Here is a 12124-nt window from a genome sequence, read left to right as displayed (position 1 = left end):
AACAATGATTGAGGTTCTACGGTCGGTGGTGACCGGCCCGCACACGGCCCCGAGCCACTCCGGTCACCCACCGCACCCCACCGCGAGGAGGCCGGGGCCAGCGCCCCACGATCCGATGAGCATGGAAATGACCGCGTGGAGCTCGATCTACCACGCCATGCACGCCCGCGAGGACCAACGCCCGTTCTCCCTGCCCCTGCTACGGCGCATCGCCTCCTCGCCCCGCCCCCACACCCGCCACCTGGCTGGTACCTCGCCCTGAGCGTGGCCACCGCAGCCCTGGCCGTCGCCTCCCCCCTCCTCGCCGGACGGGTCGTCGACGCCGTCATCGACGGCTCCGCACCGCGCGTGATCCTCCTGCTGTCCGCCGCCATCGCCGCCATCGCCGTCACCGAGGCCGCCCTGGGGCTGACCCTGCGCTGGCTGTCCTCACACCTGGGAGAGGGACTCATCCTCGACCTGCGCACCAGCGTCTACGACCACGTCCAGCGCATGCCGGTCGCCTTCTTCACCCGCACCCGCACCGCGCCCTGGTCAGCCGCCTCAACAACGACGTCATCGGCGCCCAACGCGCCTTCAGCAGCGTGCTCTCGGGCGTCATCAGCAACCTCGTCACCCTCGCCCTGGCCCTGGCCGTGATGTTCAGCCTCTCCTGGCGGATCACCCTGCTCGCGCTCGTCCTGCTCCCCGTGTTCGTCCTGCCCGCCCGCCGCATGGGCGCCCGCCTGGCCCGCATCGAACGCGAACGCACCCAGCACAACGCGGCCATGAGCACCCAGATGACCGAACGCTTCTCCGCACCCGGCGCCACCCTCGTCAAGCTCTTCGGCCGCCCCGCCGAGGAGTCCGCCGAATTCGCCCGCCGCGCCGGCCGCGTCCGCGACATCGGCGTGCGCACCGCCATGGTCCAGGAGGTCTTCTTCACCGCCCTGACCCTGGTCTCCGCGCTCGCCCTCGCACTCGTCTACGGCCTGGGCGGCTTCTACGCCCTGCGCGGCCACCTGGACGCGGGCGCGTCGTGGCCATGGGCATGCTCCTCACCCGCCTGTACGCCCCACTCACCGCGCTGGCCAGCGCCCGCGTCGAGGTGATGAGCGCCCTGGTCAGCTTCGGCCGCGTCTTCGAGATCCTCGACCTGGCACCCCTCGTCGACGAACACCCCAGCGCACGCGCCCTGCCCCAGGGGCCCACCTCCCTGGAGTTCGACGACGTCACCTTCGGCTACCCCAGCGCCGACAAGGTCTCCCTGGCCTCCCTGGAGGAGGTCGCCGCCCTAGACACCGCCGACGACGGGCACGTCCTACACGGAGTGACCTTCCGAGTCGAACCCGGCCAGATGGTCGCCCTGGTCGGCTCCTCCGGCGCGGGCAAGTCCACCATCGCCCAACTCGCCCCGCGCCTGTACGACGTCGACGCCGGCGCCGTCCGCCTCGGCGGGCACGACGTACGCGACCTGAGCTTCGACACCATCCGCCAGACCCTGGGGATGGTCACCCAGGACGGCCACCTCTTCCACGAGACCATCCGCGCCAACCTCACCCTGGGCAGTCCCGGGGCCACCGACGACCAACTGTGGGACGCACTGCGCCGCGCCCGCCTGGACACCCTGGTCGCCGCCCTGCCCGACGGACTGGACACGGTGGTCGGTGAACGCGGCTACCGGTTCTCCGGCGGCGAACGCCAGCGCCTGACCATCGCCCGCCTCCTGCTCACCAACCCCGAGGTGGTCATCCTGGACGAGGCCACCTCCGCCCTGGACTCCACCTCCGAGGCCGCAGTCCAGGAGGCTCTGACCGAGGCCATGCGCGGGCGCACCTCACTGGTGATCGCGCACCGGCTCTCCACCATCCGCGCGGCCGACGCCATCCTGGTCGTCGAGCACGGCCGCATCGTCGAACGCGGCGCCCACGCCGAACTGCTCGCTGGCGGCGGACGCTACGCCGAGCTGTACCGGACCCAGTTCGCCACCGGCGAACCCGACTCGGTCCCCGCCCTCTGAGCGCCGCGCCCCCGCGGGGAACCGCGGCGAGCACCGCCCTCGATAGGGGGCAAGGAGGGTCCTGCGACCGTGCGGGACCCTCGGTTCGCGTATCGGTTCCTCTGAAGTCGACTGGACAGGTTCCACATTGAACACCCATCACCGGGCATCCTCCCCGACCCCCCGCGCTGTGTCCCCGAAGCCTTCGTCCTGGCCCGGACTCGCAGCGGCGGGCGCCGCGGCCGTCCTCACCCTCGGGCTCGCCCCGACCGCCGCCCACGCGGACCAGGAACAGACCTACGGCTCACTGTGCGAGTCGGCCGAGCACCCCGAGGCAGCGGCCGCCATCGAGTCCGCGATCGTCGCGATCAACGCCGGCGGGGACACCGACTTCGGGTTCGGCCTCACGGCCTTCGGCGGAGACCTCACCTGCGGCCACCAGGCCGACCAGGGGTACGACGCCGCGAGCGTCGGCAAACTCATCGTCCTGGCCACCCTGCTGTGGAACGCGCAGGAACAAGGGCGCGAGCTGACCGAGCGCGAGGACGAGCTGGCCACCGCCATGATCACGGTCTCGGACAACGCCGCCACCATCGAGCTGCGCAACGAGCTCGGCCGGGAGCGCATGCAGGACTTCCTCGACCGCGCCGACATGCCCAACACGATCCTGCACCCGCAGAACTACACCGGGCTGATGAAGATCAACGCGCGGGAGGAACTGCACCTGCTCGGACTGTTCACCGAGGGGAACGGGGTGCTGCGCGCCGACAACCGCGCCTACGCCCGCGCCCTGATGGAGAACGTGATTCCCGAACAGCGTTGGGGCGTGCCCACGGGCGCCCCCGAGGGGGCCCGGATCATGAACAAGAACGGTTGGCTTCCCTACGACGGCACCGACGTCTGGCGGGTCAACAGTGTCGGCGCGATCAGCGGAACGGAGGCCGGACCGTACCGGATGGCGGTCCTCACGGACGGCAACGACGGCATGGCCCACGGGGTGGAGACCATCGAGATGATCTCCGGGGCCGTGCACACGGCTCTGCACCAGGACGGCCCCACCGCCCTCAGGCCGCTCGCGCCGCAGTCGCCCGCCGCGCCGGACCTGCCGCTGACCTCGGACGGCTCCGACCGGGCCTGACCCGGGCGGGTCGTCGACCCCGCCGCCCGCGCCGGGACCCTTCGCGCGCGGCGGGGAGCCCCGCGAACACCGCTGGAACAGAACGGGACCCGTACCCGGCCCCTACACGCCGCCCAGGTAGGCGCGCAGGTGCCGGGCGGTGAGCGTGTCGGCCTCGGCGGCCATCCGCTCCGGGGATCCCTCGAACACGACCCGGCCGCCGTCGTGCCCGGCTCCCGGCCCCAGGTCCACGATGTGGTCGGCGTGCGCCATGACCGCCTGGTGGTGCTCGATCACCACCACCGTCCCGCCGTCGTCGACCAGCTGGTCCAACAGCGCCAGCAGCCGGTCCACGTCGGCCGGGTGCAGCCCGCTGGTGGGCTCGTCCAGCACGTACACGGCCGCCTCGCGGGCCATGTTCACCGCCAGCCGCAGCCGTTGGCGTTCACCGCCCGACAGTGTCGTCAGCGGCTGCCCCAGGCCCAGGTAGCCCAGGCCCACGTCGTGCATCCGTCTCAGGATCGCGCTGGCCTGGCCGGTGGTGAAGAAGTCGCGCGCCTGCTCCACGGACATCGCCAGCACCTGGCTGATGTTCCTGCCGCGCAGCGTGTGGGTCAGGACCTCGGGCCGGAACCGGGTTCCCTGGCACTGTTCGCAGGTGGAGGCCACGCCCGCCATCATCGCCAGGTCGGTGTAGATCACCCCGGCGCCCTTGCACTCGGGGCAGGCGCCCTCGGAGTTGGCGCTGAACAGGGACGCCTTGACCTTGTTGGCGCGGGCGAAGGCGGTGCGGATCGGGTCGAGCAGACCGGTGTAGGTGGCGGGGTTGGACCGCCGCGATCCGCGGATCGGTGACTGGTCGACCACGACCACGCCGTCGCGGCCCGGCAGGGACCCGTGGATGAGCGAGCTCTTGCCCGACCCCGCCACGCCGGTGACGGCGGTGAGCACCCCGAGCGGGATGTCGACGCTGACGTCCTTGAGGTTGTGGCTGTCGGCGCCGGTGATGGAGATGACGCCGGTGGGAGTGCGGACCTTCTCGCGCAGCGTGGCCCTGTGGTCGAGGTGGCGGCCGGTGAGGGTGCCCGAGGCGCGCAGTCCCGCCACGTCGCCGGTGTAGGTCAGGCGGCCGCCGTCGGGCCCGGCCCCGGGGCCGAGGTCGACGACGTGGTCGGCGATGGCGACGGTCTCGGGCTTGTGCTCGACCACCAGCACGGTGTTGCCCTTGTCACGCAGGCCGAGCAGGAGGCGGTTCATCCGTTCGATGTCGTGGGGGTGCAGTCCGACGGTGGGTTCGTCGAAGACGTAGGTGACGTCGCTCAGACTCGATCCCAGGTGGCGCACCATCTTCACCCGCTGGGCCTCGCCGCCGGACAAAGTGCCCGACTCGCGGTCCAGGCTCAGGTAGCCCAGGCCCACCTCGACCAGGGAGTCCAGGGTGTGGGCGAGGTTGTCGACCAGGGGTTTGACCGACGGGTCCTCGACGGTACGCACGAACGCGGCCAGATCGTCGATCTGCATGGCCGCGCACTCGGCGATGGTGCGCCCCCGCACCTTCACCGACCGGGCCCGTCCGTTGAGGCGGGTGCCGCCGCACTCGGGGCAGTCGGAGTAGGTCACCGCCCGGTCCGCGAACGCGCGGATGTGCGGCTGCATGGACTCGCGATCCTTGGACAGGTGGGTGCGCCGGACCTTCACCAGCAGCCCCTCGAAGGTGAAGGAGCTGCCCTCGCGCTTGACGCGGGTGGCCGGGGCGTGCAGGAAGGTCTCCCACTGCTCGGGCGTGAAATCGCGCAGCCGCAGGTCGGGGTCGACCATCCCGGAGTGGGCCATCGTCTGCCAGTACCAGTTGCCGACCGCGAACCCGGGCACGGTGATGGCGCCCTCGTTCAGGGACAGGTCCCGGTCCACCAACTCCTCGACGTCGACCTGGTGGGTGCGGCCCAGCCCCTCGCACTCGGGGCACATGCCCTCGGCGCTGTTGAAGCTGAAGGCGCTGGAGGGCTCCAGACGCGGCGCGCCCGCCCGGCTGAACACGATCCGCAGCATGGCGGCCGCGTCGGTGGCCGTGCCGACGGTCGAACGCGAGTTGGCGCCCATGCGCTCCTGGTCGACGATGATCGCCGCGCTGAGGTTGCGCAGAGTGTCCACGTCGGGGCGGCCCAGGCTCGGCATGAACGACTGCACGAACGTGGTGTAGGTCTCGTTGATCAAGCGTTGCGACTCAGCGGCGATGGTGCCGAACACCAGCGAGGACTTCCCCGATCCGGACACACCGGTGAACACGCTCAGCCTGCGTTTGGGGATGTCCACCGACACGTCGTCGAGGTTGTTCTCCCTGGCTCCCCTGACCTGGATGGTGTCGTGGGTGTCCGCGACGGGGACGGATTCGGGGCACACGGTCGTCCTCACACATCCTTAGGGTGTAAACCGATCAATGTCGAACGCTAGTTTACGGCATAAGGAGACTTGTTCGAACGCCATTTGGGAAACTCCGAGCCAGCCACGGCGAGCGAACTCATTATGCGGTAAAGTGCTAACCGTGAGTGAACTCCGACACCGAGAGGGGACAGCTGATGGTCGTCTACGCCGGACAGGGTGACGCACGCCGCTCCATGGCTCTGCTGTGGCGGGGCGAGCGACCCGACGAACGCCCCGCCCCCGGCCCCAAACCCGAACTGAGCGTGGACCTGATCGTGGACACGGCCGTCGCCGTCGCCGACGAGCACGGCATGGCGGCACTGTCCATGCGCGCGGTGGCCGAGCGCCTCGGCAGATCGGCGATGTCGCTGTACACCTACGTGGCCAGCAAGAACGAACTCATCGACCTCATGTACGACCACGCCTTCGCCGAACTGGCCGACGCCGTGGAGGGGGAGACCGAGCGGCCCTGGAGGACGGCCGCCACCGCCTGGGCCGAACACCTGTGGAGGTTCAGCCTCCGCCACCCCTGGACCCTCCAGGTCTCCCACGCCCGCCCCGTCCTGGGCCCCCACGAGTACCGCGTCTTCGAAGCACTGGCCCTGGTCCTTGACCGGGCCGGACTCGGCCCCAGCGACGTCCGCAACGCCTTCGGCAGCCTGTTCAACCTGGTACGCGGGCTGGTGCGCACCAGCGCCGAGGCACGCCAGGCCCTCGCCGCCACCGGCACGGCCGAGGACGAGTGGTGGCACGCCCGGTCCGCACAACTGGAGGAGGTCGCCCCGGACTTCGACACCCGCTTCCCCACCCTGGCGGCCATGGCCGAAGGCGGCGCCTTCGCCAACGACGACGAGGACCAGCCCTACCTGGAACAGGAGGCGTGGCAGACGCTGCGATTCGGCATGGGAGCACTGCTGGACGGAATCGAACGCCGCCTCACCGCCACGACCGACGGCCAACCCCGCTGACCCCTGCCCCACCCCGCGGTCGCGCAACGTGCCCCGCGCCATGAACAACAGGCAGCCTCCTGCCCGCCACCCGCACCCTCGCCGCCGACCTGGGCGTCTCCCGCGGCATGGTCCCGGGGTACGCCGGGCGTCCCACCACGGCCATCCGCGAGGGGGTGGCCGTCCTGGGAGCACTCGTGGACGACCTGCGACAGCCACGGCCGGGCGGTCCGCTCAGGGGTGGCGACGGGCGATCGCCACCAGGTACCGGCAGTCCGCGTCGGTGCGGTTGCGGTACACGCACGGCGCCGCCGCGCCCAGTTCGAGGCAGTCACCCGCCTCCAACGTGTGCTCGACCGAGCCCTCGCGGAAGGCGAGCACCCCCCGGAGCACCCAGATCTGGTGGTGGCGCCACGCGTAGCGTCGGTGGGGTAGGCCACCCGCGCGCCCGGCGGCAGCTCGACCTCGACCAGCTCCATCGCCCCACCCGGGCGCGGGGACAGCGCGCGCCGCCGGTACCCGGTCTCGGGGTCGGTCCACACCGGCTGGTCGGCGGCGCGGGCCAACCGCCGGTCCTCGTGTTCGGCGCGCGCGATGAGCTCGGACAAGGTGATCCCCAGCGCGGCCGACAGCCGCCCCAGCAGCACCGCCGTGGGCTGTACGTCCCCGCGTTCGATCCGACTGACCATCCCCCGCGACACCCCCGCCCGTTCGGCCAGGGCGCGCCCGTCAGTCCGCGGGTGGCGCGCAACTCGCGCAGGGTCTCGGCGAGGGCGAAGCCCAAAGGATCACTCATGTGCACACCATAGTGCACACATGACTTACTATAATGAACATGAGTGCCGTCACCACCCACATCCGCGACGCCATCCCGGCCGACGCCGAGGCCTGCGCCGCCATCTACGCCCCCTACACCACCGACACCGCCGTCACCTTCGAACTCACCCCACCCGACGCCCAGGAGATGGCCGCACGGATCACCGCCGCGCAACGCCACCACGCCTGGCTCGTCCTGGAGGAGCATGACCGCGTCATCGGCTACGCCTACGCGGTCCCCTTCCGCAGCCGCGCCGCCTACGCCTGGTCGTGCGAGGTCAGCGTCTACCTCGACCGCGACCGCCGCGGCTCCGGGCACGGCCGAGCCCTCTACCGGGCCCTCCTGCCCGCCCTGGCCGCACGCGGCATGCGCACCGCCGTGGCCTGCATGACTCTGCCCAACGAACCCAGCCTCGCCCTGCACCGCTCCCTGGGCTTCACCCCCGTCGGCACTATGCACCGCATCGGGTACAAGCACCAGACCTGGCACGACGTCGCCTGGGCCGAACTCGACCTCACCGCCCACACACCCTGACGCCCCGCTCCCCCGCGAGCGGTCAACACCCCTTCGGCACGCGACCGTCATCGGCCACGCCCCGCGCGGACCCCGCCTCCAGCGCCACCGCCCGCACCCCCTCCGGCTCCGACGCACCGCCGTCTGCGTCACGTACGCCCCCACCACGATCACCACCGCACCAGCCGTCTGCACCAGATTCAACGACTCCCCCAACAACACCCACGCCACGCGATCGCCGTCACCACCTCCAGGTAGGCCACACCCCCCGCCACCTGCGGCGACAGCCGACGAATCGCCCACACACCCATCGCGTACGCCACCGCCGTGCTCACCACCGCCAACCACACCGCCAGCGCCCACCCCGGCACCGCCACCCCGGCCAGCGGCATCCCCTCCACCACGTCCCCCACGCCAGCGCCCACGGCCGCGCCAGCGGAGTGAGCACCACCGTCGCGACCAACGAACCGAACGCGATCACCGCCAGTGGTTCGGCGTCCCCGCCCGTGCGTCCGACAACAGGAAGAACCCCGCCTGCGCCGCCGCGGCGCCCAACGCCAACCCCACACCCACCGGGTCCAGCCGCATCCCCGACCACACCTCCAGCAGCAGCCCCAAACCCGCCACCGCCAACACCACACCCACCGCCGCCGCCGGCGACACCCGTGTACGACGCACCAACCGGAACCACACCAGCACCAGCACCGGTCCCAAGAACTCGATCAACAACGCCACACCCACCGGGATCCGCGCGACCGCCGCGAAGTACAACGCCTGCACCCCCGCCATCGGCACCACCCCGTACGCCAACACCAGCCACGGCCGCCGCCCCGGCAGCCGCCAGTGCGCGAGCGCCACCGGAGACAGCACCAGCGCCGCCCCCGCCACCCGCAACCACGTCACGTGCAGCGGATCCATCCCCGCCTCCAACAGCGGCCTCGCCGCCACACCCGCCCCACCGAACGCCAGCGCCGCCGCCAGAGCGAACACCAACCCCGACGCACGATGACGCACGGGCCGTACGGACACCGGTACCTCCAAGCAGTGATGATCGGACCTTCGCCGAGCATAGGACCCGCGGCCCGGCACTCTGCTACCGTGGCGCCATGCAGCGCGCCACCGACACGACGACGCCGGAACCGGTCCCGGCGCGCTGATCACTGTCTGACCAAGCCCCGGGGCGAGTGCCCCGGGGCTTCGCGCACGCGGTCACTCGCCCCCCAACGCGAGGAGACCGCGCCATGCACGACCACCGCACCCTGGGCCGCGAACTCGACCTGTTCGACACCGACCCCCTCATCGGCTCCGGTCTGCCGTACTGGCTCCCCGACGGCGCCACCGTCCGCCACACCCTGGAGGAGTACGTCCGCCACGCCGAACGCCGCGCCGGCTACCACCACGTCTACTCACCCGTCCTGGGCAAACGCGAACTCTACGAGATCTCCGGCCACTGGTCCCACTACGGCGACGACATGTTCCCACCCATGGACGTGGGCTCCGAACAGGTCGTCCTGCGCCCGAGCCTGTGCCCCCACCACGCCCTCATCTTCCGCTCACGCCCCCGCAGCCACCGCGACCTGCCCCTGCGCATCGCCGAAATCGGCGGCATGTACCGCTCCGAGCTCTCCGGCGTGCTCGGCGGACTCACCCGCGTCCGCTCCATCCACCTCAACGACGCCCACATCTTCTGCACCCCCGACCAGGTCGCCGACGAGGCCGTCGCCGCCCTCGACATGATCGGCCGCGCCCACACCGCCATGGGCATCACCCCCACCCGCCACCGCCTGTCCCTGCCCGGCCCCGCGGGCAAGTACGTCGACGACCCCCGACCTGTGGCGCCGCTCCACCGCCCTGCTCACCGACGCCCTGGACCGCTCCGGACTCCCCTACCAGACCGCCGAGGGCGAAGCCGCCTTCTACGGACCCAAGATCGACGTGCAGGTCACCGACGGCGCCGGACGCGAGACCACCCTGTCCACCGTCCAGGTCGACCTCCACCAACCCCAACGGTTCGACCTGCTCCACACCGGACCCGACGCGCCCGCCACCGGCCCGTATGGTGCACCGCAGCATCATCGGCAGCGTGGAACGGGCCGTCGCCCACCTCGTCGAACAGCACGGCGGCGCCTTCCCCGCCTGGCTCGCCCCCACCCAGGTCGCCGTCCTGCCCGTCACCCCCGACCAACACGACCACGCCCGCGACCTCGTGCGACGCTGCACCGACCTGGGCCTGCGCGCCCACCTGGGCGACGCCCGACGCGGCACCCTGCGCCCGCGTTCGTCAGGCCCGCCTGGTCCCCTACCAGGCGGTGCTCGGCGCCCGAGAAGTCAGCGACGACCGCCTCGCCCTGCGCCTGCGCGACGGCCGCCGACTGGACCCCGCCCCCGCCGACCAGGTCCTGGCCCACGTCAAGGACCTGGTCGCGCGCACAGCACCGCCCTGTGGTGACCCCACCACGGCGCCGCCCCCGATCAGTCCCGGCCGGGGGCGGCGTCCCCGACGAAGAGCACGCCGTCCACCCCGCACAGGTCACCCGGGTCCAACGGGAAGTACGAGTAGTCGGCGTCGGCCCGCCCCGCCACCGCCGCACCCTCCAACGCGGCCGCCAACCGGTCCGCCGACCACAGGGCCCCCTCGCCGGCGGCCTGGCGCAACACCCCCTGGAACGTGTCCGCGCCCGCCGCCCCCAACCCCGGGAACGACCCGGTGTCGGCGGCGATCACCGCGTACTCCTCCCCCAGATCCACGGCGGCGATCGCCCCGGCGGACCACCACACCACCTCCGTGCCCCCCAAGGACATCGCGCTCGCGTCGCGCCGCAGGTGCTGGTTGTGCGCGAACACCAGCGACGGCCCCGATCGCGCTCGGCACGGGCGACCGCCCGCAGGTTCTGCGCCATCATCGCGTCCCTGGCCGCCACCAGCCGCCTCATGCGGACCGCGTCCTCGTCCCCCACACGCGCCATGACCGCGTGGTATCCCAACAGGCCCCGAGCCGTTCGCGCGAACAACCTCGCCCGCTCGAACGCCTCCCGCGACGTCGCCGCCACCAGACCCGGCGCCTCAGCGACAGCACCGCCGCCAGGTCGTCGGCGACCACCCGCAGCTCCCGCGCCCGCTCCGACGCCCCGACCGACCGGCCGGGGTCGAACATCGCACCCGGCTCCGTCCACACACCGTCCTCGCCCGCCAGCGCGTCGATCCGCTCCCAGGCATGCGGCACCGACCCCAGGTGCTCCGACAGGTAACCGTGCAGACCGCTCAGGGCGGCCCGCGGACTCGACGCCCCCGTCATCTCCATCGGAGCGTCGAAACCATGGAACCGGACCCGCTCCTGAGCGTCGCGCTCGGCGTTGTACTCACGCAGCCACCGCACCAGCTCACGATTGGTGGCCAGGTCCCCGAACCCGTGGCTGAACCCGGTGTCCATCACCTCGTTCAGGTTCCCGCCGCCCGAGGCGACGTAGTCGTCGACCGCCAGCCCCGCCAGGCAGTCGCTCTCCATGACCACCGACCTGAACCCCCACACCTCCACCAGATTCCGCAGCACCATGTTGCGCAACTCGCAGAACACCTCCACCCCGTGGGTGGGCTCCCCCAACCCCAGCAGCCGGGGCGGGCGGGGCCGAGAGGCCAAGAAGGCGTCCAACGCCTCCCCCAGCCCCGCACCGCCATGGGCGAAGAGCGCCCCCGCCCCCCGCACGGCAGACGACACCGACATCACGCACCTCCAGAATCAGCGATCAAACACCTTCGATCGTATCCTTGAAGACATGGTGGAGACTTATCCCGCTGCTACCGCACAAACAAGCGAAAAACCCTCAAACAGAAGGTCAACCATGCCGAACCTCGACCGGCTCCGCCCCATCGACCTGGCCCGCGAACACGGCCTGTCCACCCAGGCCGTGCGCAACTACGAGGACGAGGGCATCCTGCCCACGGCGCCCCGCACCCCCCACGGCTTCCGCCAGTACACGCCCCTGCACGCCCAGGCCCTACGCACCTTCCTCGCGCTGCGCACCGGCCACGGCCACCAGGACGCCGCCGCCATCATGCGCGCCGCCAACGCCGCCGACCACGACACCGCACTGCGCCTGGTCGACGACGGCACGCCCGCACCCAACGCGACCGCACCACCCTCGACCAGGTCGCAGCCGCCCTGCACGGCCTGCTCTCCGACGACCCGCCCACCCCCGCGCACCCGCTCACCATCGGCGCCCTGGCCCACCAACTCCGCCTGCGACCGGCCACCCTGCGCGCCTGGGAGAAGGCCGGCATCGTCCACCCGACCGCGACCGACCACCGCACCGCCCGCCTACCCCCGACCGCGA

At 71.7% G+C, this 12124-nt stretch carries 7 protein-coding genes and 5 pseudogenes; 6 read left to right on the top strand and 6 right to left on the bottom strand.

Annotated elements, in window-relative coordinates:
• Positions 1 to 115 precede the first annotated feature (115 nt).
• Together BJF83_RS13745 and BJF83_RS13740 are read left to right on the top strand one after the other, a co-directional pair.
• Positions 116 to 1999: pseudogene (locus BJF83_RS13745) on the top strand (ABC transporter ATP-binding protein).
• Between the two features lie 169 nt (positions 2000 to 2168).
• Positions 2169 to 3116, top strand: a complete 948-nt coding sequence (locus tag BJF83_RS13740) for a serine hydrolase (protein ID WP_075926613.1) — start codon at positions 2169 to 2171, stop codon at positions 3114 to 3116.
• A gap of 102 nt (positions 3117 to 3218) precedes the next feature.
• Here BJF83_RS13740 and BJF83_RS13735 read toward each other — a convergent pair whose 3' ends face one another.
• A complete protein-coding gene (locus tag BJF83_RS13735) occupies positions 3219 to 5507 on the bottom strand; it encodes an excinuclease ABC subunit UvrA (RefSeq protein WP_075926612.1) in 2289 nt (762 codons plus the stop codon).
• Between the two features lie 164 nt (positions 5508 to 5671).
• On the opposite strand from BJF83_RS13735, the gene BJF83_RS13730 reads away from it, so the two are divergent.
• Positions 5672 to 6484 carry a TetR/AcrR family transcriptional regulator gene (locus tag BJF83_RS13730; RefSeq protein ID WP_075926637.1) on the top strand — a complete coding sequence of 271 codons (813 nt, stop codon included), beginning with the start codon at positions 5672 to 5674 and terminating at the stop codon, positions 6482 to 6484.
• A gap of 213 nt (positions 6485 to 6697) precedes the next feature.
• Here the strand turns inward: BJF83_RS13730 and BJF83_RS30530 are convergent.
• Positions 6698 to 7259 (bottom strand): annotated as a pseudogene (locus BJF83_RS30530) (helix-turn-helix domain-containing protein).
• Between the two features lie 39 nt (positions 7260 to 7298).
• Between BJF83_RS30530 and BJF83_RS13720 the strand changes: the two are divergent.
• On the top strand, positions 7299 to 7814 hold the full coding sequence (locus BJF83_RS13720) for a GNAT family N-acetyltransferase (protein WP_075926636.1): 516 nt from the start codon (positions 7299 to 7301) through the stop codon (positions 7812 to 7814).
• 114 nt (positions 7815 to 7928) lie between these two features.
• On the opposite strand, the pseudogene BJF83_RS13715 reads toward BJF83_RS13720, so the two are convergent.
• Together BJF83_RS13715 and BJF83_RS29160 are read right to left on the bottom strand one after the other, a co-directional pair.
• Positions 7929 to 8822, bottom strand: a pseudogene (locus tag BJF83_RS13715) (EamA family transporter); the annotation flags it as partial.
• 128 nt (positions 8823 to 8950) lie between these two features.
• Complete coding sequence (locus tag BJF83_RS29160) at positions 8951 to 9193, bottom strand: hypothetical protein (protein WP_262391536.1); 243 nt, start codon at positions 9191 to 9193, stop codon at positions 8951 to 8953.
• A gap of 72 nt (positions 9194 to 9265) precedes the next feature.
• Between BJF83_RS29160 and BJF83_RS29155 the strand changes: the two are divergent.
• Positions 9266 to 9502, top strand: a pseudogene (locus BJF83_RS29155) (aminoacyl--tRNA ligase-related protein); the annotation flags it as partial.
• Between the two features lie 763 nt (positions 9503 to 10265).
• On the opposite strand, the gene BJF83_RS31110 reads toward BJF83_RS29155, so the two are convergent.
• Positions 10266 to 10637 carry a hypothetical protein gene (locus BJF83_RS31110; RefSeq protein ID WP_394329340.1) on the bottom strand — a complete coding sequence of 124 codons (372 nt, stop codon included), beginning with the start codon at positions 10635 to 10637 and terminating at the stop codon, positions 10266 to 10268.
• An 85-nt stretch (positions 10638 to 10722) separates the two neighbouring features.
• Positions 10723 to 11514, bottom strand: a complete 792-nt coding sequence (locus BJF83_RS31105; protein ID WP_394329339.1) for an erythromycin esterase family protein — start codon at positions 11512 to 11514, stop codon at positions 10723 to 10725.
• A 118-nt stretch (positions 11515 to 11632) separates the two neighbouring features.
• Here BJF83_RS31105 and BJF83_RS13700 point away from each other — a divergent pair.
• Positions 11633 to 12124 (top strand): annotated as a pseudogene (locus BJF83_RS13700) (MerR family DNA-binding transcriptional regulator); the annotation flags it as partial.

The sequence above is a fragment of the Nocardiopsis sp. CNR-923 genome (genome assembly GCF_001942255.1).
Taxonomy (GTDB): Bacteria; Actinomycetota; Actinomycetes; order Streptosporangiales; family Streptosporangiaceae; genus Nocardiopsis.
The sequence above is the reverse complement of the archived record's forward strand: the minus strand, read 5'-3'. Positions and strand labels throughout refer to the sequence as shown.

What these genes read in the sequence shown, in the direction of transcription:
- BJF83_RS13730 (WP_075926637.1), top strand. Translation starts at nt 5,672, where the DNA reads ATGGTCGTCTACGCCGGACAGGGTGACGCACGCCGCTCCATGGCTCTG.
- BJF83_RS13720 (WP_075926636.1), top strand. Translation starts at nt 7,299, where the DNA reads ATGAGTGCCGTCACCACCCACATCCGCGACGCCATCCCGGCCGACGCC.
- BJF83_RS31105 (WP_394329339.1), bottom strand. Translation starts at nt 11,514, where the DNA reads ATGTCGGTGTCGTCTGCCGTGCGGGGGGCGGGGGCGCTCTTCGCCCAT.